This window comes from Nonomuraea sp. CA-218870 (genome assembly GCF_050936535.1).
Classification (GTDB): domain Bacteria; phylum Actinomycetota; class Actinomycetes; order Streptosporangiales; family Streptosporangiaceae; genus Nonomuraea; species Nonomuraea corallina.
The window spans coordinates 4,197,398-4,220,143 of record NZ_JBNJMN010000001.1; the positions used below are offsets into that span (position 1 = coordinate 4,197,398).

The 22,746-nt window shown below is 73.1% G+C and carries 24 protein-coding genes; 13 read left to right on the forward strand and 11 right to left on the reverse strand.

Annotation, left to right across the window (positions count from 1 at the left end):
• Nucleotides 1-74 precede the first annotated feature (74 nt).
• The gene (locus tag ACQEUU_RS20315; protein ID WP_433068124.1) at nucleotides 75-2,681 is read right to left on the reverse strand and encodes a GNAT family N-acetyltransferase; all 2,607 of its coding nucleotides are present in this window, start codon (nucleotides 2,679-2,681) and stop codon (nucleotides 75-77) included.
• A complete protein-coding gene (locus ACQEUU_RS20320; protein WP_433068126.1) occupies nucleotides 2,674-3,636 on the reverse strand; it encodes an Acg family FMN-binding oxidoreductase in 963 nt (320 codons plus the stop codon). The genes ACQEUU_RS20315 and ACQEUU_RS20320 overlap by 8 nt, the downstream gene beginning before the upstream one ends.
• 194 nt (nucleotides 3,637-3,830) lie before the next feature.
• On the opposite strand from ACQEUU_RS20320, the gene ACQEUU_RS20325 reads away from it, so the two are divergent.
• From ACQEUU_RS20325 to ACQEUU_RS20345, 5 genes are all read left to right on the forward strand, one after another.
• On the forward strand, nucleotides 3,831-5,210 hold the full coding sequence (locus tag ACQEUU_RS20325; protein ID WP_433071909.1) for a cytochrome ubiquinol oxidase subunit I: 1,380 nt from the start codon (nucleotides 3,831-3,833) through the stop codon (nucleotides 5,208-5,210).
• Between the two features lie 10 nt (nucleotides 5,211-5,220).
• Nucleotides 5,221-6,180, forward strand: coding sequence for a cytochrome d ubiquinol oxidase subunit II (cydB, locus tag ACQEUU_RS20330; protein ID WP_433068128.1), 960 nt, complete (start codon nucleotides 5,221-5,223; stop codon nucleotides 6,178-6,180).
• 74 nt (nucleotides 6,181-6,254) lie between these two features.
• Nucleotides 6,255-7,241 (forward strand): Acg family FMN-binding oxidoreductase, encoded by a 987-nt coding sequence (locus tag ACQEUU_RS20335; RefSeq protein WP_433068129.1) that lies wholly within the window; start codon nucleotides 6,255-6,257, stop codon nucleotides 7,239-7,241.
• 126 nt (nucleotides 7,242-7,367) lie between these two features.
• Nucleotides 7,368-7,895 (forward strand): hypothetical protein, encoded by a 528-nt coding sequence (locus ACQEUU_RS20340; protein ID WP_433068131.1) that lies wholly within the window; start codon nucleotides 7,368-7,370, stop codon nucleotides 7,893-7,895.
• 69 nt (nucleotides 7,896-7,964) lie between these two features.
• A complete protein-coding gene (locus ACQEUU_RS20345) occupies nucleotides 7,965-9,653 on the forward strand; it encodes a sensor histidine kinase (RefSeq protein ID WP_433068132.1) in 1,689 nt (562 codons plus the stop codon).
• Here ACQEUU_RS20345 and ACQEUU_RS20350 read toward each other — a convergent pair.
• Together ACQEUU_RS20350 and ACQEUU_RS20355 are read right to left on the reverse strand one after the other, a co-directional pair.
• On the reverse strand, nucleotides 9,601-10,050 hold the full coding sequence (locus ACQEUU_RS20350; protein ID WP_433068134.1) for a pyridoxamine 5'-phosphate oxidase family protein: 450 nt from the start codon (nucleotides 10,048-10,050) through the stop codon (nucleotides 9,601-9,603). The two genes, ACQEUU_RS20345 and ACQEUU_RS20350, sit on opposite strands and share 53 nt — an antisense overlap.
• Nucleotides 10,051-10,102: 52 nt before the next feature.
• Nucleotides 10,103-10,744, reverse strand: a complete 642-nt coding sequence (locus tag ACQEUU_RS20355; RefSeq protein ID WP_433068136.1) for a response regulator — start codon at nucleotides 10,742-10,744, stop codon at nucleotides 10,103-10,105.
• 171 nt (nucleotides 10,745-10,915) lie between these two features.
• Here ACQEUU_RS20355 and ACQEUU_RS20360 point away from each other — a divergent pair, with 171 nt between their 5' ends.
• Both ACQEUU_RS20360 and ACQEUU_RS20365 read left to right on the forward strand, forming a co-directional pair.
• Nucleotides 10,916-11,758, forward strand: coding sequence for a universal stress protein (locus ACQEUU_RS20360; RefSeq protein WP_433068137.1), 843 nt, complete (start codon nucleotides 10,916-10,918; stop codon nucleotides 11,756-11,758).
• Nucleotides 11,759-11,858: 100 nt separating this feature from the next.
• Nucleotides 11,859-12,761: a sigma-70 family RNA polymerase sigma factor gene (locus ACQEUU_RS20365; protein ID WP_433068139.1), complete on the forward strand. Its 903-nt coding sequence runs from the start codon at nucleotides 11,859-11,861 to the stop codon at nucleotides 12,759-12,761.
• 15 nt (nucleotides 12,762-12,776) lie between these two features.
• Here the strand turns inward: ACQEUU_RS20365 and ACQEUU_RS20370 are convergent, their stop codons facing one another.
• Nucleotides 12,777-13,022: a DUF4342 domain-containing protein gene (locus ACQEUU_RS20370; RefSeq protein ID WP_433068141.1), complete on the reverse strand. Its 246-nt coding sequence runs from the start codon at nucleotides 13,020-13,022 to the stop codon at nucleotides 12,777-12,779.
• 314 nt (nucleotides 13,023-13,336) lie between these two features.
• Between ACQEUU_RS20370 and ACQEUU_RS20375 the strand changes: the two genes are divergently transcribed.
• Nucleotides 13,337-14,536 (forward strand): MFS transporter, encoded by a 1,200-nt coding sequence (locus tag ACQEUU_RS20375; protein ID WP_433068143.1) that lies wholly within the window; start codon nucleotides 13,337-13,339, stop codon nucleotides 14,534-14,536.
• A gap of 47 nt (nucleotides 14,537-14,583) precedes the next feature.
• On the opposite strand, the gene ACQEUU_RS20380 is transcribed toward ACQEUU_RS20375, so the two are convergent.
• Nucleotides 14,584-15,057, reverse strand: a complete 474-nt coding sequence (locus ACQEUU_RS20380) for a hypothetical protein (protein WP_433068144.1) — start codon at nucleotides 15,055-15,057, stop codon at nucleotides 14,584-14,586.
• Between the two features lie 283 nt (nucleotides 15,058-15,340).
• Between ACQEUU_RS20380 and ACQEUU_RS20385 the strand changes: the two genes are divergently transcribed.
• Together ACQEUU_RS20385 and ACQEUU_RS20390 are read left to right on the forward strand one after the other, a co-directional pair.
• The gene (locus tag ACQEUU_RS20385; RefSeq protein ID WP_433068145.1) at nucleotides 15,341-15,994 is read left to right on the forward strand and encodes a response regulator transcription factor; all 654 of its coding nucleotides are present in this window, start codon (nucleotides 15,341-15,343) and stop codon (nucleotides 15,992-15,994) included.
• Entirely contained in the window at nucleotides 15,991-17,184 is a 1,194-nt protein-coding gene (locus ACQEUU_RS20390; protein WP_433068147.1) for a sensor histidine kinase, read from the forward strand. Before ACQEUU_RS20385 ends, ACQEUU_RS20390 begins: the two co-directional genes overlap by 4 nt.
• Nucleotides 17,185-17,206: 22 nt before the next feature.
• Here the strand turns inward: ACQEUU_RS20390 and ACQEUU_RS20395 are convergent, their stop codons facing one another.
• A complete protein-coding gene (locus ACQEUU_RS20395; protein WP_433068149.1) occupies nucleotides 17,207-18,052 on the reverse strand; it encodes an alpha/beta fold hydrolase in 846 nt (281 codons plus the stop codon).
• A gap of 98 nt (nucleotides 18,053-18,150) precedes the next feature.
• Here ACQEUU_RS20395 and ACQEUU_RS20400 point away from each other — a divergent pair, with 98 nt between their 5' ends.
• A complete protein-coding gene (locus ACQEUU_RS20400; RefSeq protein WP_433068150.1) occupies nucleotides 18,151-18,714 on the forward strand; it encodes a GPP34 family phosphoprotein in 564 nt (187 codons plus the stop codon).
• Between the two features lie 67 nt (nucleotides 18,715-18,781).
• Here the strand turns inward: ACQEUU_RS20400 and ACQEUU_RS20405 are convergent, their stop codons facing one another.
• The 3 genes from ACQEUU_RS20405 to ACQEUU_RS20415 all read right to left on the reverse strand — a co-directional run bounded on the left by ACQEUU_RS20405 (nucleotide 18,782) and on the right by ACQEUU_RS20415 (nucleotide 21,167).
• On the reverse strand, nucleotides 18,782-19,678 hold the full coding sequence (locus tag ACQEUU_RS20405; RefSeq protein ID WP_433068152.1) for an SMP-30/gluconolactonase/LRE family protein: 897 nt from the start codon (nucleotides 19,676-19,678) through the stop codon (nucleotides 18,782-18,784).
• 193 nt (nucleotides 19,679-19,871) lie between these two features.
• Nucleotides 19,872-20,339: a GNAT family N-acetyltransferase gene (locus tag ACQEUU_RS20410; protein ID WP_433068153.1), complete on the reverse strand. Its 468-nt coding sequence runs from the start codon at nucleotides 20,337-20,339 to the stop codon at nucleotides 19,872-19,874.
• Nucleotides 20,340-20,543: 204 nt separating this feature from the next.
• Nucleotides 20,544-21,167, reverse strand: a complete 624-nt coding sequence (locus tag ACQEUU_RS20415; protein ID WP_433068155.1) for a TetR/AcrR family transcriptional regulator — start codon at nucleotides 21,165-21,167, stop codon at nucleotides 20,544-20,546.
• Nucleotides 21,168-21,252: 85 nt separating this feature from the next.
• Between ACQEUU_RS20415 and ACQEUU_RS20420 the strand changes: the two genes are divergently transcribed.
• Nucleotides 21,253-22,227 (forward strand): aldo/keto reductase, encoded by a 975-nt coding sequence (locus ACQEUU_RS20420; protein WP_433068157.1) that lies wholly within the window; start codon nucleotides 21,253-21,255, stop codon nucleotides 22,225-22,227.
• A gap of 7 nt (nucleotides 22,228-22,234) precedes the next feature.
• Here the strand turns inward: ACQEUU_RS20420 and ACQEUU_RS20425 are convergent, their stop codons facing one another.
• Nucleotides 22,235-22,447: a response regulator transcription factor gene (locus ACQEUU_RS20425; protein WP_433068159.1), complete on the reverse strand. Its 213-nt coding sequence runs from the start codon at nucleotides 22,445-22,447 to the stop codon at nucleotides 22,235-22,237.
• On the opposite strand from ACQEUU_RS20425, the gene ACQEUU_RS20430 reads away from it, so the two are divergent.
• Entirely contained in the window at nucleotides 22,440-22,745 is a 306-nt protein-coding gene (locus ACQEUU_RS20430) for a hypothetical protein (protein ID WP_433068160.1), read from the forward strand. The genes ACQEUU_RS20425 and ACQEUU_RS20430 overlap by 8 nt on opposite strands.
• Nucleotide 22,746: the final 1 nt, after the last annotated feature.

Below are 22,746 nucleotides of genomic sequence, written 5' to 3' on the forward strand. Positions count from 1 at the left end.
GGCCCCCCTCCTCGCGTCACGGGGCACACGACACCGCACGCCCGCCGGTGACGAGCGTGCGGTGAACGGGACGGTCAGCGCAGGCGGCGCAGCAGCGGCGACGGCGGAGCCTGGGCCGGGGCGACCCGGATCCGCACGTCCACGGTCGTCGCGCCGTCCGGCGTCACGATGACCGGGTTCAGGTCCAGCTCGGAGACCTGGGGCAGGTCCTCCAGCAGGCGGCTGATCCGGGCGACCTGCCCGGCCAGCGCCTCCACGTCGGCCGGCGCGGACCCGCGGTAGCCGTGCAGCAGCGGCGCGCACCGCAGCTCGTCGATCAGCTCCCGGGCCGTGGCCGCGTCCACCGGCGGCACCCTGAAGGCCCGGTCGGCCAGCAGGTCGGCCGTCACGCCGCCCATCCCGACCATGACCAGCGGCCCGAACGTCGGGTAGTTGACGCCGCCGACGATGATCTCGACCCCGGCGGGAAGCATGCGCTGCACGATCGCGCCGGTCATCTCCGCCCCGATGCGGGCGGACATGTCCTGGTAGGCGTCGCGTACGTCCTCGGCGGTGCGCAGGCCCAGCCGGACGCCGCCGACGTCGCTCTTGTGCACCGGACCGGTCACCTTGAGCACGGCGGGCAGCCCGACGCGGGCGGCGGCCTCGGCCGCGGCGTCCGCGTCGTGCACCGGCACCGCCTCGGCCACGTCCACGCCGTAGCAGCGGAGCAGCCGGGTGGCCTCGGCGGGGGAGAGCCACCCGCCGTCGGGCTCCTCCCGCAGCCGGTCGCGCACGATCGCCTTGGCGGACTCGACGTCGGCGGCGGGCGGCTCCTCGTGGACGGGCAGCGGGCGGGCCCGCCACTCGGCGTACCGCACGGCCTGGGCCAGCGCCTTGATGGCCTGCTCGGGGAAGGCGTAGCTGGGCACGTGGCCCTCGATGACGCCGTCGTGGCCGACCACGCAGGCCAGGACGGGCTTGGCGGAGCCGGTCGCGGCGGCCGCGATGGCCTTGCGGGTCTCCTCCAGCCCGGAGCCGAACGGCGGCGTGTAGACCACGAGCACCGCGTCGATCTCGGGCGAGCCCACGACCGCGGTGATGGCGGCGCCGAGCTCGCCGGCGTCGGCGTCGGCGGTGAGGTCGACGGGGTTGCCGACGGCCGCGTTGCCGCGCGCCTTGATCAGCCCGGCCGGCAGCTCGGGCACCGACAGCCCGGCCGCCTCGCAGGCGTCGGCCGCCATCGCCTCCGGCCCGCCGGAGTTGCCGACGATGGCCACCCGCCGCCCTGCGGGCAGCGGCTGGGTGGACAGCAGCCGGGCGGTGTCGATCAGCTCGTGCACGCTGTCGAGCCGGATCACGCCGGAGGCGCGCACCAGCGCGTCCACGGCCACGTCCGGGGTGGCGGCGGCGGCCGTGTGGGAGCGGACCGCCCGGTCGCCGGCGCCCGTGCGGCCGCTCTTGACCAGCAGGATCGGCTTCTTGCGGCCGACCCGGCCGGCGATCCTGGCGAACTTGCGCGGGTTGCCGAACGACTCCAGGTACAGGGCGATGACGTCGGTGTTCTCGTCGTCCTCCCAGTACTCCAGCAGGTCGTTGCCGCTCACGTCGGCCTTGTTGCCGACCGAGACGAACATGGACACGTCCAGCCGCTCCAGCAGCGCGGCGGCCACCGCGCCCGACTGAGACACCAGCCCCACCCGGCCCTCGGTCGGGGTGATGGGCAGGAAGCTGGCGTTGAGCCGGGCGTGGCTGTTGACCACGCCCAGGCAGTTCGGGCCGATCAGCCGGATGCCGGCGCCGCGGCACACGCGCAGGATCTCCACCTCGGCGCCCGGCTGCCCGGCCTCGGCGAACCCGGAGGTCAGCACGATCAGGCCGGACACCCCCGCCTCGGCGCAGTCGCGGGTCACCCGCAGCACGTGCTGGGCGGGCACCGCCACGATGGCCAGGTCCACCGGCCCCGGCACGTCCAGCACGCTCGGGTAGGCGATCAGGCCGGCGATCTCGTCCGCGCTCGGGTTGATCGGGTAGACGGGGCCGTCGAAGCCGCCGGCGATCAGGTTGCGCAGCGCCGTGTGGCCCACGGACGACGGGTCGCGGGAGGCGCCGATCACCGCCACCGAGCGCGGCACCAGCACCCGGTCCAGCGAGGCCCGCTCCGCCGCGTGGTCGCGGGCCTCGATCTCGGCCCGCAGCCGCGGCGTGACCCGCGCGTCGATGACCACCCGCAGGTTGCCGTCGGCGTACTCCTGGGTGCTGTCCATGCCCAGGTCGCGCAGCACGTTGCTCATCGTCCGGTTCTCGGCCAGCACGTCGGCCACCAGCTTGCGCACCCCGTGCGCGGCCGCGTCCACCGCCACGTGCTCCAGCATGAGCGTGCCCAGCCCGAGGCCGTGCACCGCGTCGTCCAGCAGGATCGCCAGGTCGGCGGAGCCGTCGCCGGACGGGATGTACTCGGCGACCGCGACCAGCTGATCCCGGAACGTGCCCACCAGCGCGTGCCCCGCGTAGCCGGGACCGGTGATGCGGTCCATGTAGGCGTGCGCGGTGGCCCGGCCCCCGGTGAAGAACCGCAGGTACGCCGAGCGGTCGGACGATCGGTCCACCAGCTCGTGCAGCGCCTCCCGATCATCCTGACGCAACGGGCGTATTCGGGCGATCCCTCCGTCGCGGAGCAGGACGTCGTAACCGTCAAGCATCAGTCATCTCCAGTTCGCTCGCTGGGCGGCGCGGGCTACCCGGCACGTACGGTCCATAACCGATCCTAATGATCATCTGAGCGTGACCGCGGCGGTGGTAGGGATCCCGGCGTCCGCGCATGTCGCGCAGGTCGAGCGGCTGGTTGAGGAACGACGTGGAAAGCCCGTGCCTGGTGGCGGTGAGCAGCACCCGCTGCAGCGCCTGCCCGGCGCGCAGCCAGTCGAGCGGCCGGTCGCCCGGCGTGGTCAGCACCACGAGCTGCGGGTGCTCCTCGAACCGGGCGTCGTACTCGTGCCGGCCGAAGTCGCGCACCGGCCCCGGGTCCCGGGCCGGGCGCGGGCCGTGGACGTAGGCGGGCACGCCGTCGAAGCGCGCCCCCGGCATCGTCCAGGCCGCCAGCTCGGCCTGGTACTCGTGGTCGTGGGTCAGCTCGTCCTCGGCCAGCGCCACGTAGTCGAGCATCTCGGCCACGCCGTCCTCGTCCAGCGGCACCAGGTTCGCGCCCTCGCGCGAGGCGGCGACGCGCAGCTCGCCGAGCACCGACGGCGGCACCGGCCGGTCCGAGTACGGCTCGCGGTTGGTGCGCCGCACCGGGATCAGCTCGTACAGCTCCCGGTTCCTCTCGGTGGGCGGGCGGCCCTCGGCGATGCGCACGGCCGCCATCAGCCGCGGGTTCTGCTCCGGGTCGGGCAGCAGCCACACGACGGGCCGCCGGCCCACGTGACGCACCGCCAGCCGCAGGTTGAACAGCGCGGCGCCGCAGCTCACGGTCATGGAGCGGCCGCGCGGGTCGGCGACCCGCAGGTGGCGGGCCGGGTCGGCCAGCAGCTCGATGTGCCGGCCGGGCACCACGCGGAAACGCCACGGCTGGGTGTTGTAGACCGAAGGAGCCTGACCGGCCGCGACGAGCAGCCGGCGGATGCCGAGGTCGGAGCTGACGAGGGTAGGGGACATGACGCACCTCCTGTCTTCGAACCTGCCCCAGCCGCGCGCCGGCCGGTCAGGGACGGAGGACCTTTGCGCGGGTGCCCAAAGTCCCTGCTCAGCCGCCGCGCGGCCGGGGGAGCCGTTGGACCTGGCCGAAGGTCCCTGCCGGAAAGGTCCGCGGACCCTACGCGCCGCTCTGACCTGGCAGGATGCTGGCCTTCATGGACGTGCTGGATCTATCCCGGTGGCAGTTCGGCATCACGACCGTCTACCACTTCCTCTTCGTGCCGCTCACCATCGGCCTGTCGATTCTCGTGGCCGCTTGGCAGACCGCCTGGTATCGGACGAAGAAGCCCGAGTATCTGCGCCTCACCAAGTTCTTCGGGCGGCTGTTCCTGATCAACTTCGCCATGGGCGTGGTGACGGGCATCGTGCAGGAGTTCCAGTTCGGCATGAACTGGAGTGACTACTCCAGGTTCGTGGGTGACGTCTTCGGGGCGCCGCTGGCGATGGAAGGGCTCATGGCGTTCTTCCTGGAGTCCACCTTCCTCGGGTTGTGGATCTTCGGCTGGGACAAGCTGCCACCGAAGGTTCACCTGGCGACGATCTGGACCGCCGCGATCGGCACCAACATCTCCGCCTACTTCATCCTGGCGGCCAACTCCTGGATGCAGCACCCGGTCGGCTACCGGATCAACAACGGCCGCGCCGAGCTCACCGACATCTGGGCCGTGCTGACCAACCCGACCACCCTCGTCACGTTCCCCCATGTGATCTTCGGCGCGTTCCTCACCGCCGCCGCGTTCGTGCTCGGCGTCGGCGCCTGGTTCCTGATGCGCAAGAAGCAGGTCTCCATCTTCCGCCCGGCCATCCGCGGGGCGCTGGCCGTCGCCCTCGTCTCGGCCGCCGGCGTGTCCTTCACCGGGCACTGGCAGGCCCAGCTCATGACCGAGCAGCAGCCGATGAAGATGGCCGCCGCCGAGGCGCTGTGGGACGACGAGAGGTCCGCCGGCTTCTCCCTGTTCGCCGTCGGCGACGTCGAGAACGGCCGCAACCACATCAACATCCAGGTCCCGTACGGACTCAGCATCCTGGCCACCAACACCCTCGACGGTGAGGTCCAGGGCATCAACGACATCCAGAAGCGCTACGAGGCCATGTACGGCCCCGGCGACTACGTGCCCGTGGTCGGGGTCGCGTACTGGTCCTTCAGGTTCATGATCGGGTTCGGCATGCTGGCCGCCGGGCTCGCCCTGATCGGGCTCTGGCTGACCAGGAAGGGACGGCTGCCCGAAGGGCCGTGGTTCTACCGGCTGGCCATCCTCGGCATCGGGCTGCCGTTCGTGGCCAACACCATGGGCTGGATCTTCACCGAGATGGGCCGCCAGCCGTGGACGGTCTTCGGCCTCATGCAGACCGCCTCCGCCGTCTCGCCCGGCGTCGACATCACCTCCGTCGCCATCACGCTCGTCGGTTTCACCCTGGTGTACGCGATCCTCGCCGTCATCGAGGTCCGGCTGCTGCTGAAGTTCATCAGGCTCGGCGCCGAGGACGAGGAGCCGAAAGCCGAGCCCGAGGCCGCCCCCGCCCTGAGCTACTGAGGATCACGCCATGGAAACGATCTGGTTCCTGCTCATCGCCGTCCTGTGGACCGGCTACTTCGTCCTGGAGGGCTTCGACTTCGGGGTCGGCATCCTGATGCCGTTCGTGGCCCGCGGCGAGGCCCAGCGGCGCACCGTCGTGCAGACCATCGGGCCTGTCTGGGACGGCAACGAGGTGTGGCTGCTCGTCGCCGGCGGCGCCACCTTCGCCGCCTTCCCCGAGTGGTACGCCACCTTGTTCTCCGGCTTCTACCTGCCGCTCTTCCTCATCCTGCTGGCGCTGATCCTGCGTGGCGTCGCGCTGGAGTACCGCAACAAGAGCGACAGCCAGAAGGGGTGGGACCGGGCCTTCTTCTGGGGCTCGCTGGGCCCGGCCGTGCTGTGGGGCGTGGCGTTCGCCAACATCGTCGCCGGGGTGCCGCTGGACGCCGACCACGAGTACACCGGCACCCTCTTCACCCTGCTGAACCCGTTCGCGCTGCTCGGCGGGGTGGCCACGCTGCTGCTGTTCGCCTCGCACGGCGCCGTGTTCCTGGCCCTGCGCACCACCGGCGAGCTGCGCGAGCGGGCCAGGAAGATCGCCCGCCTGCTCGGCCCGCTGACCATCGTGGTCGCCGCCGCCTTCCTGGTGCTGCTGGGCAGCGACAAGCCGGCCTACTGGGTGATCACCGGCGTGGCCGCGGTCGCGCTGGTCGCGTCGCTGCTGGCCACCGTGCGCGGCCGCGACGGCTGGGCGTTCACCGGCAGCGCGCTGGCCATCGCCGGGCTGGTGGCGGCCCTGTTCACCAGCCTGTTCCCGAACGTGATGCCCGCGCTCGACCCGGCCAACAGCCTCACCATCACCAACGCCGCCTCCAGCCCTTACACGCTGACCGTGATGACCTGGGTGGCGGTCATCTTCACCCCGATCGTGCTCATCTACCAGGGGTGGACGTACTGGGTGTTCCGCCGCCGGCTGACGGGGGCGTAGCGACGGGACCTTGGGCCCTGCCTGGCCGCCGGACGGTGTGATGCGCTGAGTTATCGTCAGTTGGAGGTGCAGTCATGAACCGTCCGGCCAGCCGCTCGCCCAAGGCGGCCGTCGAAGCCGCAGTCGAGGCCGCCCGCTGGGCGCCCTCGGTGCATAACACCCAGCCGTGGACCTTCGCCGTCACCGGTGAGGAGATCAGTCTGCGGGCCGACACCGAGCGCAAGCTCCGCGTCAGCGACGCCGAGGGCCGCGAGATGCTCATCAGCTGCGGCGCGGCCCTGTTCACCATGCGGACCGCCGTCCGGCGGGCGGGCTACGAGCCGGTCGTGCGCGTCATGCCCGACCCGGACCGGCCCGCCCTGCTGGCGGTCGTCAAGCCCGGCGCCGCCGTGGAGCCCGACGAGGGCGTCTCGCTCCTCGCCGCCGAGATCGAGCGGCGGCGCACCCACCGGGCCGGCTTCACCGGCCTGCCGGTGCCCGAGCGGCTCGTCGAGGCGCTGGTCAAGAGCGCACAGGCCGAAGGCGGCCGGCTCACCCCCGTGGCCGCGCCGGACGCGGTCGCCGTGCTCGCCGCGCTCACCCGGGCCGCGCAGGCGGTGCAGGCCCAGGACCGGCGCTTCAGCCTGGAGGTCATCCGCTGGGCCAGGCCGCCGGGCAGCAAGCGCGCAGACGGGGTGCCCGCCGGCGCCTACCCCCGCGAACCCGCCCCCACCGAGCCGCACTTCGCCCAGCGCGACTACTCCTGGCGTCACGGGTGGGGCAGCGGGAACGGCGACCCCGGGGCGACCTCCACCGGCGTCGTGGCCGTGCTGACCACGCCCGGCGACACCCGCGAGGACTGGCTCGCCGCGGGCCAGTCGCTGCAGCGCGTGCTCCTGCACGCCTCCGCGTACGGGGTCAGCGCCGCCTTCCACACCCAGGTGCTGGAGATGTCCCACCTGCGCGAGTTCCTGCGCGAGGAGCTGTGCTCCGGCGAGTACCCGCAGATGATCATGCGGCTGGGCATCACGTTCGACGACAAGGACGCCGTGCGCCGCCCGGTGGAGGATCTCCTCGGCTGAAAGGCCCCCGCCCGCGGGACCAAGGTCACCCGGGCGCGGGGCCGTACGGCACTGCCGCGGCCGCGCCGGAAACGATGTGATGGAGGCGTGAGGGAGAGACCCGACACCAGCTGAAAGGGGGCCGTCATGGCCACCATCACCCCCGCCAAGCCCGTCCACGCGGTTCACGCCGCGGACGGCAAGCGCCCCGTCGACTACGTGTGGGCCATCGCCAGGATCGCGCTGGGCTGGACCTTCCTGTGGGCCTTCGTCGACAAGACCTTCGGACTCGGCTTCGCCACCTCGGCGGAGAAGGCGTGGCTCGCGGGCGGCAGCCCCACCACCGGCTTCCTCAAGGGCACCGGGGAGAACGCGCTCGGCGGTGTGTTCAGCGCGCTGGCCGGACAGGCCTGGGTCGACTGGATGTTCATGATGGGCCTCCTGGGCGTCGGGCTCGCGCTCATGCTCGGGGTCGGCACCCGCGTCGCCGCCGTCGCCGGCAGCCTCATGCTCCTCCTCATGTGGGCGGCGGAGCTGCCCCTGGCCAACAACCCCTTCATGGACGACCACATCATCTACTCGATCGTCCTGGTCGGCCTGGCCCTGGCCAACGCCGGCACCACGCTCGGACTCGGCAACCTGCCGATCGTCAAGCGGCACGCGTTCCTGCGCTGAGCGTCACCACCACCGCGCCCGCCCCGACCGGGGTGGGCGCCGCTGTGTGCGGGTGCGAGACTGACCTTTATGAGCAAGAGCGAGCAGAGCCCGTTGCTGCCCAGCATGCGCCTGGACGACCTGCTGGCCGAGTTGCAGGTGCGGCTGCAGGCGGTGCTGTCCACCCGCGACCGGGTGCACGCGCTGATGGAGGCCGTCGTCTCCGTGGGCAGCGACCTGGACCTGGAGACCGTCCTGCGGCGCATCGTGGAGACCGCCACCAAGCTCGTCGACGCCACCTACGGGGCGCTGGGCGTGGTGGGCCAGGAGAGCACGCTCCTCCAGTTCATCCCGGTGGGTCTGAGCGAGGAGGAGATCGCCAAGATCGAGCACTGGCCGCACGGCCTCGGCCTGCTCGGTCTGCTCATCAAGGACGCCCGGCCGCTGCGCCTGGGCCGCATCTCCGACCATCCCGAGTCATACGGGTTCCCGCCCGGCCACCCGCCGATGGGCACCTTCCTGGGCGTGCCGGTACGGGTCCGCGACGAGGTGTTCGGCAACCTCTACCTGACGGAGAAGCGCGGCGGGGCCGAGTTCGACGAGGAGGACGAGGCCATCGTCATCGCGCTGGCCACCGCCGCCGGCGTCGCCGTCGAGAACGCCCGCCTGTACGAGGAGACGCGCCGGCGCGAGACCTGGCTGCAGGCCTCCTCCGAGATCACCACCCGCCTGCTGTCGGGCGCCGCCCCGCAGGAGGTGCTCAGCATGATGGCGGCCAGGGCCCACCAGATGACCGACGCCGACCTCGTCCAGGTGCTGCTGCCCGAGCCCGGAGGCGCGCGGCTGCGCGTCGAGTACGCCGAGGGCGACGGCGGGCAGGAGACCACCAGCGTCACGTTCGGGCTGGACGACAGCGCCGCCGGGGAGGTGTTCCGCACCGGGAGCGCCGCCACCGCCGACGACCTGCGCGGCGGCGACCCGGAGCTGCGCGATCTCGGCTACGGCCCGGTGCTGCTGATCCCGCTCGGCTCCGCGCAGGCGGTGCGCGGCGTCCTGGTGCTGGCCAAGTGGAGTGGGCGGCTGCCGTTCAGCGCCGCCGACCTGCGCATGCTGGAGGCGTTCGCCGGCCAGGCGGCCATCGCGCTGGAGCTGGCCGACACCCGCCGCCACGCCGAGCGGCTCGGGCTGCTCGAGGACCGCGACCGCATCGCCAAGGACCTGCACGACGTGGTCATCCAGCGGCTGTTCGCGATCGCCATGACGCTGATGAGCACGGTGCGGCTGGTCGACCGGCCCGAGGCGTCCAACCGGCTGCAGCAGGCGGTCAACGAGCTGGACGAGACCATCCGCCAGATCCGCTCCACCATCTTCGCCCTGCAGGCCACCCCCGAGACCACCGGCCACACGCTGCGCGGCCGGATCGTCGACCTGGTCGAGTCGGCCCGCGGCCACCTGGGCTTCATGCCCGGCCTGCGGCTGGAGGGCCAGATCGACAACCAGGTGCCGGAGGACGTGGCCGAGCACCTCCTCGCCGTGCTGCGCGAGACGCTGTCCAACATCGTCAGGCACGCCAAGGCCAGCAGGGCGGGCGTGGCGGTGGAGGTGACGGGCGACGGGCTGACGCTGACCGTGCACGACAACGGGGTCGGCATCCCGGCGGAGGGCCGCCGCAGCGGCCTGCGCAACCTGGAGGAACGCGCCGCCGGGCTGGGCGGCACGTTCGAGATCAGCTCGCCGGAGGGTGGAGGGACGTCGCTGTGCTGGCGGGTTCCGCTGTGATCCGCCGGCCGCTGAGCTGCTCGGTCTCGACGACGATGAAGTGGTCCTTGCTGCCGGGCGCCCACGGCGTGAGCGGCAGCGACGCCAGGCGCGCCACCTCGCCGGGGTCGGTCACGGCGCGGGCGTGCCCGACGGCCGTCACCGACCAGCCGGTGCGCAGGTCCGGGTCGAACTCGTCGACCTCGAACGCGACCACGGCGGTGCGGGTGGCGGCGGCCAGCTTGGAGCCGATGCCGGTGCGGATGACGATCCGCTCGCCGTCGAGCAGGAACGTCACGGGCTGCACCGCGGGCAGGGCCCGATCGGTGAAGACGATCCGGCCGATGGGCGTGGACGACATCAGGCGCAGGCACTCCTCCCGAGAGAGAACCTGCAGGCCGGACGAATCGAATTGCATGCCACCAGCATTCCCCAGAAGGAACGCCCGGCATTAGGGGCGAAGGTCCCTTCTATTCGCGGCGATCGGCACGCAACCGGGCCGCCAGCGCCGCGGCCTGGGTGCGCCGCTGCATGTTGAGCTTGGACAGCAGGTTGGACACGTAGTTCTTGACCGTCTTCTCGGCCAGGAACAGCCGCTCGCCGATCTGCCGGTTCGTCATGCCCTCGCCGATCAGGTCGAGGATGTGCCGCTCCTGGTCCGACAGGGCGGCCAGCGGGTCCTGCCTGGCGGCCTGGTCGCGCAGCCGCTGCAGCATCGCCGAGGTGGTCTGCGGGTCCAGCAGCGACTGGCCGGAGGCCACTGTGCGGACCGCGCCCACCAGGTCGGAGCCGTGGATCTGCTTGAGCACGTAACCGGCGGCGCCGGCCATGACCGCGTTGAACAGCGCCTCGTCGTCGGCGTAGGAGGTCAGCATCAGGCACGCCAGGCCGGGCACCTTGGAGCGGACCTCGCGGCACACGTCCACGCCGTTGCCGTCGGGCAGGCGCACGTCGAGCACGGCCACGTCCGGCCTGAGGGCGGGGATCCTGGCCACGGCCGATTCGGCGGTGCCGGCCTCCCCGATGACCTCGATGTCGTCCTCGGAATCGAGCAGGGCGGCGACGCCGCGCCGGACGACCTCATGATCATCGACGAGGAACACGCGAATCATGACCCTGACGTTAGCCACTCCGGCGACGGCGCGGAAGGGACTTAGGCCCTTTTTGACTGAGCCGTACGCCACAGTCCGCGGGGCCCGGGGACCAGGCAGTTCGCGGGGGAGTGAGGCCCGGCCGCGGATCTTCACGGCGATAGGGTCGAGGTGATGAGGGAGAGGGTTGTCATGATCATTGTGGGCGTCGACGGTTCGAGGGCCGGCCTGGAGGCGGCGGCGTGGGCCGCCAGGGAGGCGGCGCTGCGCCAGGCTCCGCTGCGGATCGGGCACGCGATCGCCGGCTGGGTGCTCCAGGACGGCGGCGGCCGGTACGCCGAGGTCGCGGCGTGGATGCGGCAGGGCGGCACGTCCGTGCTGGCCGCCGCCGAGGAGCGGGCCAGGCACGAACGGCCGGAGGTCGTCGTGGACACCGTGCTGATGCCCGGCGACCCGCGCAACGCCCTGGTCGAGGCGTCCCGCGAGGCCGAGCTGCTCGTCATCGGCAACCACGGCCTGGGCCGGGTGCGCGGCCTGCTGGTCGGCTCGGTCGCCCAGGGCGTCGCCGGGCACGCCACCTGCGACGTCGTCGTCGTGCGCGAGCTGCCCGCCGCGCCGCGCAGCGAGATCGCGGCCGGGATCGACGGCTCGCCCGCCTCCGCCCGCGTGCTCGGCTTCGCCTTCGCCGAGGCGGAGCTGCGCGGCGTGGCCCTGCGCGTCGTGCACGCCTGGACCTGGCCCGGCCCCGACCCGACCACCGGCGGGGGCAACGAGCGGGCGGTGATGCGCGACGCGCTCGCCGGCCACCGCGAGAACCACCCCGGCGTGCCCGTCATCGAGGAGATCGTCCAGGGGCACCCGGTCGAGGTGCTCGCCGAGGCCGCCGCCGGCGCCGAGCTGCTCGTGGTCGGCTCCCGCGGTCACGGCACGCTCGCCGGGATGGTGCTCGGCTCGGTCAGCCAGGCGCTGCTCCAGCACACCCCGGTCCCGCTGGCCGTGGTGCGGACGCCCTCGGGGGCGCGCACCGAGGGCTAAGGTCCCCGCCCCTGAGGACCTTGGCCACCACCGCCGCGGCCCCCCGCCCGAGAAGGTGGAGGTGTTCCCAGCGGCGACGACCCGGAGGGTGGGGGCGGCGGTGTCAGCACAGGCGAAGGCCGAGCAGTACGGCCGGCTCGGCGACTATCTGGCCAAAATCGGCAGCACTCCGCTGCTGACCGCCGAGCAGGAGGTGGAGCTGGCCCGGCGGATGCGGGCGGGCGCGCACGCCGCCCGCCTGGCCGCCGAGTACGGCCCCGACCCCGAGCTGATGGGCCTGATCGCCGACGGCGACGCGGCCAGGGACCACCTGATCCGCGCCAACCTGCGGCTGGTCGTCGCCGTCGCCAAGCGGTACGCCCACCGCGGCATGTCGATGGGCGACGTCATCCAGGACGGCAACCTGGGCCTGATCCGCGCCGTCGAGCGCTACGACCCGTCCAGGGGTTTCCGGCTCTCCACGATCGCCGCCTGGTGGATCCGTAAGGCCATCCAGCAGGGGATCGAGCACGCCCACACCGTGCGCCTGCCCATCGGACTGCAGGACCGCCTGATCGCCGTCACGCGGGCCGAGATCGAGGCCACCCATCTGCTCGGCCGCGCGCCCACCGAGGCCGAGGTCGCGGCCAGGGTCGGTGTGGAGAGCGCCAAACTGGCGCTGCTGCGCCGCACCCCGCAGGACTGCGTCAGCCTCGATCTGATCGTCCAGGACGGCCAGCACGCGATGACGCTCGGCGACATGATCGAGGACCCCGAGAGCGCACTGGCCGAGCGGGAGGTCGAGCGCGCGGAGCTGAAGCGGGTGCTCGCCGGACTGGTCGCGCGGCTCGCGCCGCGCCAGGCGCTGATCCTCAGGCTGCGGTACGGGCTCGACGGGTACGAGCCGCACACGCCCCGCCAGATCGCCGAGAAGATGGGGCTCACCTCCCACTGGGTGCGCCAGCTGGAGAAGGACGCGCTGACCAAGCTGCGCCGCTCCCTGCGGCACGCCTGGCTCCGCTGACCCCCGGGCCCGGTGTCAGGCCTCCTCGTCGGCCCTCTGGATCTGGATCGTCCACTCGGCGGCCAGCGCCCCCATCGCGCTGAGCGCCGTCACGACCGGGGCGAAGACCAGCGCCACCACGCCGACCGTCACCGGCACCTGCATGACGAGGTGGTCGCGCCTGTCCCTGACGATGATCATGCGGGTGTTGCCCTCGTGGATCACCTTCTTGATCTGGTCGGTCAGCTCGGGCCCGCGAACCTGCTCCTTGGTGACGGTCATGCGCTGGGCTCCTCCCACTCACGGTACGGCGATCGCCGCACGTCTCAGGCTTCCCCCGGGCTCCCGCCTCGACCGCCGCGAGCCGTACCCGCACGGTGAAGAATCCCGCCGCATCGGACAGCGGAAGGTAGATCGGAGCGGCCGGGATGATCCCCCGACGGCGGTCAGGGTCGCGCCGAGGCGGCGGAAAAGCGGGTGCGGTCCGCCAGGGGTGACGGCTAATCTGCGCGGCATGCGTACCGCTCCGATCGTATAGCGCCCAGGACGAGGTCTCAGGCCCCTTCCGTCCCCACGTGCTAACGGAGCGTCACCGCATGAACACCGCCCTGCGGCGGAACAGGGACTTCGCCCTGCTCCTGTCCGGCCAGCTCGTCTCCAGCGCCGGCGACCACATCCAGGACTTCGCCTTCCTGCTCCTCGTGCTGGCCATGACCGGGTCGGCCGCGCAGAGCGGGCTCGTGCTCGGCGTCAACACCGCCGCCTACCTGCTCGTCGGGCTCGCCGCCGGCGCGCTCGCGGACCGCTGGGACCGCCGCCGCACCATGATCTGGTGCGAGCTCGGCCGCGCCGCACTCGCCGCGAGCGTCGCGATCGCGCTCTGGCTGGACCGGCTCGCCCTGCCCCACCTGTACGCGGTCGCGGCCCTGGCCGGGGTGCTGCACGCGCTCTTCCAGTCCGCCGCCACGGCCGCGCTGCCCGCCGTCGTCGGCCCCGGTCAGCTCGCCCGCGCCCTCGGCGTCACCCAGGGAACGCTCAACACGCTGCGGGTCGGCGGCGCCACCCTGGCCGCGGCCGTCCACGGGCTGGGCCGGACGGCGCCGTTCGCGGTGAACGCCCTCTCGTTCGTCGCCTCGGCCGCGGCCCTGCGGCTCATCCGGAGATCCTTCCATCAGACGGCCGGTCCGCCGGCGCCCGGCCGTCTGACTGCGGACATCCGCCACGGGCTGGGCTGGCTGTGGCGGCAGCCGGTCATCCGCGTGTTCGGCCTGCTCCAGACCGGCGACATGCTCCGGTACGGGGCCGGCTATCTGGTCATCGTCACCCTGGCGCAGGGAGTGGGCGCGTCACCCCAGCAGATCGGGCTGATCTTCAGCGCGGCCGCCGCCGGGTCGCTGCTCGGCTCGCTCCTGGCGGGCAGGCTCGCCGAGCGGTTCCCGATCGGCCGCATCGCCGTGGCCATGCTGTGGGTGGAGGCGCTCGTGTTCCCCCTGTACGCCGCCGCGCCCGACGCCCTGTTCCTGGGCCTGGTCGCCTTCGCCGAATCGGTGCTGCCGCCGGTCTATTCGGTGGCCATGACCAGCCACCGCCTCGCCATCACCCCCGACCACCTGCGCGGCCGCACCTCGGCCGCGCTGGACACGCTCACCATGGGCGCCCTGTCGGCGGGGACGATGGCGGGCGGAGCCATGATCGCCGCATGGGGGGCCAGGCCCGCGACCCTCGTCCTGGCGGGCTGGCTCCTCCTGCTCGCCGTCATCGCCGCCGCCGCCCGCCCCGTCCGGCGGGCCCGATGAGCGGGCCCGGCGGAGGACGACCCGAGGGCGCCCGGCCCCCGGGGGCCTCACCGTCCGGCGGGCTTCCTGACCGCTGCCGGAGCCTGGGCGTGCCGGGGCGCCGGGGCACGGTGGGTGACGTAGGTGGCCAGCAGGAGCAGGAGCGCCGCCTGCGCCAGCATCCCCGGCGCCAGCGGCGGGGTGTCGCCGACCGACTTGGTGAACGCCTGCCACCACTGCCCGATCGCCGACACCCCGTCGAGCGCGCCCGAGAAGGTGCCCACCGTCATGTTGGCCGACACGTGCGCGAACACGCCGAAGGCCGAGGCCGCCAGCACCACGGCGGCGATCGCCCGTACCACGCCGGAGACCCGGTTGAGCAGCAGCAGGAGCACGCCGACGGCGAGCAGCCCCAGCGCCGCCCACGGCACCAGCTGCGTGGCGCTGCGCCAGTGGCGCTCGACGGCCAGCTCGAAGCCCGCGCCGAGGATGGCGATGACGGTCAGCGCGGCCAGCGCGCGCCGCACGAGTGTCGCGTTCACCGCGCACCCGCCGGGGTTCGGACCCGGCGAGCGTCCGCCGCGGTGGCCATGAGGGGCACGTCCATTCTCACCGTTCTCCTTAGGAACCGTCTCTCGGTGGACCGTCTTTCCGCGTCCGTGACCTGACACCCATGGTGGCCCGGGAGCCTGAAGATGATCTCTTGGAAACATGAAGAGCATCTGAGAAAAAACGGAGAAAGGGGACCTGCTCGACGGTTCCCGGGCGGATGACTCCGGGAGCGCCTTAACGAGGGCGCAACATCACGAACGGTAGGAACGGCGCATGCGAGTGCTCGTGGCTGAGGATGAGAAGGCGCTGGCCGACCTGGTGGCCGAAGGACTGCGCCGCTTCTCGATGGCCGTGGACGTGGTCCACGACGGGGCGGCGGCCCTGGAGCGGCTGGCGGTCAACGACTACGACGTGGTCGTGCTGGACCGCGACCTGCCCGGCGTGCACGGGGACGAGGTGTGCCGGCAGCTGGCCGGCGCCGGGGCGCGCACCCGGATCCTGATGCTGACGGCCGCCGCGTCGGTGCCCGAGCGGGTGGCCGGGCTCGGGCTGGGCGCCGACGACTACCTGCCCAAGCCGTTCGCCTACGCCGAACTGGTGGCCCGGGTGCAGGCCCTGGGCAGGCGGAGCCAGGCGCCGCTGCCGCCGGTGCTGGAACGGCACGGGCTGCGGCTCGACGCGCCGCGCCGGCAGGCGTTCAGGGACGGGCGCTACCTGCCGCTGTCCCGCAAGGAGTACGCGGTGCTGGAGGTCCTCATGCGGGCCAGGGGCGCCGTGGTGAGCACCGAGGAACTGCTGGAGCAGGCGTGGGACGAGCACGCGGATCCGTTCACCACGGCGGTGCGGGTGACGGTCAGCAAGCTGCGCGCCAAGCTCGGCGACCCGCCGCTGATCGAGACGCTGCCCGGATCGGGGTACCGGCTTTGACCCGGCGGACGCCGCCCGGCGCCGGGTTCCGCAGGCGGTGGGGCGGCGCGCCCTGGAGGCGCGCCAGGACCGTACGGGTGCGACTGGCCGCCCTGTACGCCGGGTTGTTCCTGGGCACCGCCGTCGTGCTGCTGGTCGTGGTCAACCTGCTCATGGCGAGCATGCTCACCGTCCGGGTGGCGGGCATCAGCGCGAACGGCCTCCCCGACCCGGCCGCCATGCCGGGGGCACGGCCGCCCGGCCTGGCGCCGACGCCCATCCCGGGCGGCGGCAGTGAGGACGTCGTCCGCACCGCGACCGTCCTGCAGTACGAGGTGCTGCGGTTCCAATGGCTGGTCACCGGGGTCGTGATCGTGCTGCTCACCCTGGTGTCGGTGGGCGTGGGCTGGTGGCTGGTCGGTCGGGTGCTGCACCCGATCCACCTCATCACCGCAACCGCCCGCAGGCTCTCCCTCGAGAGCCTGCACGAGCGGATCGCGCTGAAGGGCCCGCCGGACGAGCTGAAGGAGCTGGCCGACACGTTCGACGCCATGATCGAGCGGCTGGAGCGGGCGGCCGACAGCCAGCGCCGGTTCGTCGCGAACGCCTCCCACGAGCTGCGCACCCCGCTCGCCATCCAGCGGGCCACGATCGAGATCGGCCTCACCGACCCCTCACCAGGCCGCCTGCCCCAGGTGCGCCGGGACCTGCTGAACGTCAACGAGCGGAGCGAGCGGCTGATCGACGCGCTGCTGATGCTGGCCCAGAGCGAGCGCGGCCTGGACGACCGCGAACCGGTGCCGCTGGACGAGGTCGTCGCCAGGTCCGTGCGCGAGCTGGCCCACGACGGGATCGAGGTCGGCGCCGACCTCCGGCCCGTCACGGTGTGGGGCGATCCGGTGCTGCTGGCCAGGCTGACCGACAACCTCCTGCACAACGCGGTCCGCCACAACCACCCGGGCGGCACGGTCGAGGTGACGCTGTCCGGTGGCGCGCTGACGGTGCGCAACACCGGCCCCGAGGTGCCCGCCGAGCGGGTGGGTGAGCTGTTCGAGCCGTTCCGCCGCCTGAGTCCCCGCACCCGTTCCGACGGCGGCGCCGGGCTGGGCCTGTCGATCGTGGCGGCGATCGCCCGCGCCCACGACGCCACCGTCCTGGCACGGCCGAACCCCGGCGGCGGGCTGGAGGTGACGGTCCGCTTCGCCGGTTAGGCCTTCCCGGTGGGGTGGCGGGTCACGTACGCGCGCCAAGGAAGGACAGGATGGCCGCGGCGACCTCGTCCGGGTACTGGGCGTGCGGGTAGTGGCCGGCGCCCTCGATCATCACCACCCGTCCGACGCCCTCGGGCATCGCGGCGACGACGCCCTCGGCCTCGGCGCGCGGGTCGTTCCAGTCGGGGTCGGCCGTGCCCATCACGACCAGCGTCGGGCGGCGCAGGCGGCCCAGGTGCTCGCCGGCGTCGGTGGGCGCGGCCAGGCCCATCCTGGCCAGCACCGCCATCCGCCCCGGCCTGCTCAGGTCGCCCGCCAGCTGGTCCAGGTAGGCGGCGAAGTCGGCGGGCTTGCGGCCCGGGAAGGCGTGGTGCAGGTAACGCTTCCACAGGCCCACGCGGCGCAGCGTCCCGGTGGCCATGAGCAGCGTCATGCCCTTGCGGTAGGCGGGGTTGCGCAGCAGGCCGCCCAGGTCGGGCCGCTGCGCGCGGGTGAACGGGGCGATCTCCACCACGGCCGACACCAGCTCGGGCTCGCGCGCGGCGGCGATCGTGGCGGCCCCGCCGGAGAAGGAGTGGCCGACGATCACGGCGGGCCCGCCCAGGTGGCGGATCAGGGCCACGAGGTCGCGGGCGGTGTCGGCGCGCGTGTACGACGCCCAGCCGGTCGACGAGTCACCGTGGCCGCGCAGGTCCGTGACCGCCACCCGGTAGCCGGCGGCGGTGAGCCGCGGCGCCAGGAACCGGTAGGCGGCCCGGTCGTTGCCCATCCCGGGGGCCAGCACGACGAGCGGGCCCTCCCCGGTCACCTCGTAGGCGAGCCGGCCGCCCTCGGATTCCAGCGTCTCAGCCCTGTTGTGATGACTCATAGCCATAAAGCTAATGTGATTAGCCGTGGCCGTCAAGAGGCCGGGCAGGTAGGACGGTGTCCCGTTCGCGGTCGCCCGGCCCGGCGTAGGCTACGTCCATGTCGCGGCTGGCGATGGCGGACGAGCTGCTGATCCTGGCCCTGTGCGCGTCCGCCGACGGCTGGACCATCGGCCAGGGCGGCAGGGTCAGGATCCCGCCGTACCTGGACCTCGGGCTGGCGGCCGCCGAGCTCGCCGGTCACGGCCCCCAGCCCGGCCTGCCGCAGCAGATCATCGGCGTCGCCGCGGGCCGCCCCCACCTGCGGCGCATCGCGGCGCTGCGCGAGCAGGGCCGGGTCGTCGTCCACGAGCGGCCGCCACGCGGCCTGTTCCAGTGCCGCACGGTGACCCGGCTGTCCGCGCCCGAGTACGGAGCCGAGTACGCGATCATGGACAGGCTGATCGCCGCGCTGCGCGGCCTGCCCGCCGACGACGGCACGATCGGCCTGCTGGCCGTGATGCGCGCCTGCGACCTGCACCGCCGGTGGTTCCGCGACCTGCCCAGGCGCGAGCGGGCCCGCCGGATCGACCGGCTGACCAGGGACCACTGGCTGCGGGTCGCCGTCGAGTCGGCCATCGTCGCCGAACTCGCCTGGCCGGCCGCCGCCAGCGGCACCCTGTAGCACCCACCCCGCCGCGCGACCGGGGGAGCGGCATGACCGCGACGCTCCACAGGTGCGTGTTCTCCGGTCAGTGGCCGGGCCAGCCCGCGCGGGGGGCCGGGGCCTCCATGGCCAGGACCTGGCCGGTGCGCGGGCCGCCGAAGGGGTCGAACGGGTTCCACTCGGCGGCCACGACGAACAGAGTCCGCCCGTCCGGGCCGCCCAGCATGCAGGCGAACGCGCCCCGGTCCAGCTCGACCCGCTCCAGCACCTCGCCGCCCTCGCGCACCCGCGCCACGTCGCGCTCGCCCACCGAGGTCCACACCGCGCCCTCGGCGTCCATGCTGATGCCGTCGGGGCCCAGCCCGTCCGCCCAGGTACGGCGGTTCGACAGGCTGCCGTCGGAGGCGATGTCGAACGCCGTGAGCGTCCCGGCGAACGACTCGGCGATGATCAGCGTGCGGTTGTCGGGGGAGACGACCATGCCGTTGGGGAACGCGATCCCGTCGGCCACCTGCCGCGCCTGCCCGTCGGGCGTGATCAGCGCGATGTACCCGGGCACGAAGTCCGGCCGCTCGTGCAGCGGCGTGGCCATGCCGTCGGCCATGGCCTTCTCCAGGAACGGGAGGAAGTCGAAGTCGGCGCCGTTGACGTAGACGTTGCCGCGCCCGTCGACCACGATCTCGTTGAAGCCCGAGGGCAGGCCGCTCAGGTCGGCGTGCGGGACGAGCGAGCCGTCGGGCTCCAGGCGCAGCAGCCGGCCCCGCTCGGTGTTCTTGGGCACGATGAGCATGCGGCCGTCGGGCAGCCAGTCGATCGAGTGGGCGCCGACCCCCGGTTCCGAGAACACCACCTCGGCGTGCCCGTCCGGGTCCAGGGCGATGACCTCGTCGTCGCCCCAGTTGCAGAACCACAGCCGCCCGTCGTGCCAGCGCGGCGACTCGCCGATGCCCAGGCCGTCCAGCAGAACGCGAGGTGTCGTCATGTCCGTTCCTCCGTCGTAGGTCTTGTTCATCCCCTACACGAACGGCTCGCTCCCGGATCGACACCCACGCCGGAGACATTTTCGCGGGACGGGGGAGCCTGCGTCCCGCCCGCTCCGGCGACGTCCGGGCCCCGGCGGCCCCGATGACGTCGAGGTCGGCGTCTCCGCACCTCCTGCGCCTGGCGGGCGGTGGTCAGGCGAGGCGCAGCCGCATGGCCGGGTCCGGGGTGCGCACGAAGCCCAGCGAGCTGTAGAGCGGCTCGCCCTCGGCGGAGGCGCGCAGGTCGACCGTGGCGACGCCGTACTCGCGGTACCACTCGACCAGGGCGGTCACGCAGGCCCGGGAGCAGCCGCGCCGCCGGTGCTCCGGGTGGGTGGCGACGTTGAAGACGTAGCCGACCAGGCCCTCCGGGTTGCCCGGCCCGCCGAGCCGCTCCTCGACCGTGCCGGTCGCGCACGCGGCCAGCCCGCCGCCGGGCGCGTCCACGACGAAGGCGAGCAGCCTCGGGTCCGGCTCGTCGAGCCGCGCCCGCAGCCGCGCCTCGGTGGCCGCGCGCCAGCCGTCGTCCGGCCATGGGCCGCCCATGCTCGCCAGCAGCACCTCTCGCAGTCGTACCAGCTCAGCGGCGTCCGCCGCCGTCGCCCTGCGCGCTCCGATCACGTCCCCGACGCTAGCGAGGCGGCCCGCGGCCGGACAACCGGTTTGCGCACCGCCGGCCGTCGTGACGCCCGGCATCCCCGCCGACCCGAGCGGGCTCTGTCCGACGGCCCTGACAGCGACCGGGCGCGCCGCCGCGGTCGCTCTGCCCGACGGAGCCTGCGCGGTCATCGGGCGCGGTCGTTCTGACCTGTGGAGCTCTGACCGTTATCGGGCGCGGCGTGCGAGGTGGCCGGCCAGGTGGTCCTGGGCCGCGGCGGTGGCGCGCGCGGCGTGGCTGTCGGCGTCCCGGGGCGGCCGGCCGCCCTTGGTGAGCAGGGTCGCGTAGCCGTGCGCCATCGCCAGGTGGACGTACACGAACTCCATCAGCTCGGCCCACGGCGTGTCGGCGGGCAGGACGTCGGCGCTCAGGCGGGCCAGCGTGTCGGTGAGCCTGCGGCTCTGCTCCTGGACCGTCTGGCGGTGCTCGCCGGTGAAGCCGTAGGTGTAGGCGAGTCCGACGCCGGCGTGATGATCCAGCGCGTAGCGGGTATAGGCGCCGGCAGTGGCGGCGAGCCGGTCGGCCGGGTCGGGCCCGGCCTTTTCGGCCGCCTCGGTGAGCAGGTCGGTGATCTCGCCGATGACGGCGGCCGCGCAGGCCGCCAGCAGCGACTCCCGGTCGGGGAAGTGGCGGTAGGGCGCGGCCGACGACACGCCCGCCCGCGCCGCGACCTTGGCCACGGAGAAGCCCGCGACGCCGGTCTCGGCCAGCAGCGCGATGCCTTCGCGGATCAGGCCGGCGCGCAGGTCGCCGTGGTGGTAGCGGCGGCGCGGCGTCGTGGGACTGCTCATGGTGGACGACCCCCTCCCTCCGAATGTTAGAGTACTCTCACATTCAATGTTAGAGTGCACTTACATCGCGAGAAGGGTGAACACCATGCGGCAGCGGAGCCTGGGACGACAGGGCCTGACGGTCTCGGCCATCGGATACGGCGCGATGGGCGTCTCCTACGCGTACGGACCCTCCGACAAGAAGGAGGGCGAGGCCACCATCCGCCGCGCCTACGAGCTGGGCGTGACGTTCTTCGACACCGCCGAGCTCTACGGGCAGGGCGACAACGAGCGGGTCGTCGGCGCGGCGCTCGCGCCGGTGCGCGACGAGGTGGTCATCGCCACGAAGTTCGGGTTCGACTTCACCGGCACCCGGCCGGGCGGCGTCGACAGCCGGCCCGAGCACATCCGCGAGGTCGCCGACAACAGCCTGCGCCACCTCGGCGTCGACGTCATCGACGTGCTCTACCAGCACCGCGTCGACCCCGGCGTGCCCATCGAGGACGTGGCGGGGACCGTCAAGGAGCTCATCGACGCCGGGAAGGTCCGCTTCTTCGGGCTGAGCGAGGCGGGGGCCAACACCATCCGCCGGGCGCACGCCGTCCAGCCCGTCTCGGTCCTGCAGACGGAGTACTCCCTGTTCGAGCGGGAGGTGGAGACGCTCTTCCCGGTCCTGCGCGAGCTCGGCATCGGGTTCGTCGCCTACTCGCCGCTCGGCCGCGGCTTCCTCACCGGCCAGGCCAAGCCCGGCGCGGAGTACGACGAGAGCGACATGCGCAGCTGGGACGCCCGCTTCCAGCCCGGCAACTACGAGAAGAACGTGGAGGCGACCCGCCTGCTCGGCGAGCTGGCCGCGCAGAGGGGCGCCACCGTGGCGCAGCTCGCCCTGGCCTGGATCCTGGCGCAGGGCGACGACATCGTGCCCATCCCCGGCACCCGCAGCGCCGAGCGGCTGGCGGAGAACGTCGGGGCCGCCGACCTCGTCCTCGACGACGCCGAGCTCAGGCGGATCGCCGAGATCCTGCCGGCCGGCGGTCACGGCGCCCGCTACCCGCAGGCCATGCTCCCGGCCTGGGACTGACCCGGGGTCACCGGCGGGCGCGCCGCGCCACCAGGCCCGACTCGTACGCGGCCACCACCGCCTGCGTCCGGTCGCGCAGCCCGAGCTTGGCCGGCACCCGGCTGACGTGCGTCTTCACCGTCTCCTCGGTGACGGTGAGACGGGAGGCGATCTCCGGGTTCGACAGCCCTTCGGCGATCAGCCGCAGCACCTGGGTCTCGCGCGGGGTCAGCGTGGACATCGGGACGACGGTCGCCGCGGGCCCGGTCGCCGGGCGCAGCCGGGCGAACTTGGCGGTACGCGATCCGGCGGCGTCGATCGCCGACGTGCTCGGGCTGCTCTACCTGCTGCCGCTGCTCGCGTTCATGGTGTCGGACCCGGGCCGGCACCGGTTCCTGTGGAGCCTCGCGCCGATGAACGCCGGGCTCGCCGTGCAGACTACCGTCGACGTGGCCGGCCTGACCGCGGTCGCGGGGACCGCCGCGGTGCTCGGGTCGGCACTGGCCGGATGGCTGATCCTGCGGGCGCGTGACGCGTGAG

What these genes read in the sequence shown, in the direction of transcription:
- ACQEUU_RS20375 (WP_433068143.1), top strand. Translation starts at nt 13,337, where the DNA reads ATGAACACCGCCCTGCGGCGGAACAGGGACTTCGCCCTGCTCCTGTCC.
- ACQEUU_RS20340 (WP_433068131.1), top strand. Translation starts at nt 7,368, where the DNA reads ATGGCCACCATCACCCCCGCCAAGCCCGTCCACGCGGTTCACGCCGCG.
- ACQEUU_RS20320 (WP_433068126.1), bottom strand. Translation starts at nt 3,636, where the DNA reads ATGTCCCCTACCCTCGTCAGCTCCGACCTCGGCATCCGCCGGCTGCTC.
- ACQEUU_RS20325 (WP_433071909.1), top strand. Translation starts at nt 3,831, where the DNA reads ATGGACGTGCTGGATCTATCCCGGTGGCAGTTCGGCATCACGACCGTC.
- ACQEUU_RS20395 (WP_433068149.1), bottom strand. Translation starts at nt 18,052, where the DNA reads ATGAGTCATCACAACAGGGCTGAGACGCTGGAATCCGAGGGCGGCCGG.
- ACQEUU_RS20405 (WP_433068152.1), bottom strand. Translation starts at nt 19,678, where the DNA reads ATGACGACACCTCGCGTTCTGCTGGACGGCCTGGGCATCGGCGAGTCG.
- ACQEUU_RS20385 (WP_433068145.1), top strand. Translation starts at nt 15,341, where the DNA reads ATGCGAGTGCTCGTGGCTGAGGATGAGAAGGCGCTGGCCGACCTGGTG.
- ACQEUU_RS20345 (WP_433068132.1), top strand. Translation starts at nt 7,965, where the DNA reads ATGAGCAAGAGCGAGCAGAGCCCGTTGCTGCCCAGCATGCGCCTGGAC.
- cydB (WP_433068128.1), top strand. Translation starts at nt 5,221, where the DNA reads ATGGAAACGATCTGGTTCCTGCTCATCGCCGTCCTGTGGACCGGCTAC.
- ACQEUU_RS20425 (WP_433068159.1), bottom strand. Translation starts at nt 22,447, where the DNA reads ATGTCCACGCTGACCCCGCGCGAGACCCAGGTGCTGCGGCTGATCGCC.
- ACQEUU_RS20335 (WP_433068129.1), top strand. Translation starts at nt 6,255, where the DNA reads ATGAACCGTCCGGCCAGCCGCTCGCCCAAGGCGGCCGTCGAAGCCGCA.
- ACQEUU_RS20400 (WP_433068150.1), top strand. Translation starts at nt 18,151, where the DNA reads ATGTCGCGGCTGGCGATGGCGGACGAGCTGCTGATCCTGGCCCTGTGC.
- ACQEUU_RS20420 (WP_433068157.1), top strand. Translation starts at nt 21,253, where the DNA reads ATGCGGCAGCGGAGCCTGGGACGACAGGGCCTGACGGTCTCGGCCATC.
- ACQEUU_RS20315 (WP_433068124.1), bottom strand. Translation starts at nt 2,681, where the DNA reads ATGCTTGACGGTTACGACGTCCTGCTCCGCGACGGAGGGATCGCCCGA.
- ACQEUU_RS20370 (WP_433068141.1), bottom strand. Translation starts at nt 13,022, where the DNA reads ATGACCGTCACCAAGGAGCAGGTTCGCGGGCCCGAGCTGACCGACCAG.
- ACQEUU_RS20415 (WP_433068155.1), bottom strand. Translation starts at nt 21,167, where the DNA reads ATGAGCAGTCCCACGACGCCGCGCCGCCGCTACCACCACGGCGACCTG.
- ACQEUU_RS20350 (WP_433068134.1), bottom strand. Translation starts at nt 10,050, where the DNA reads ATGCAATTCGATTCGTCCGGCCTGCAGGTTCTCTCTCGGGAGGAGTGC.
- ACQEUU_RS20355 (WP_433068136.1), bottom strand. Translation starts at nt 10,744, where the DNA reads ATGATTCGCGTGTTCCTCGTCGATGATCATGAGGTCGTCCGGCGCGGC.
- ACQEUU_RS20360 (WP_433068137.1), top strand. Translation starts at nt 10,916, where the DNA reads ATGATCATTGTGGGCGTCGACGGTTCGAGGGCCGGCCTGGAGGCGGCG.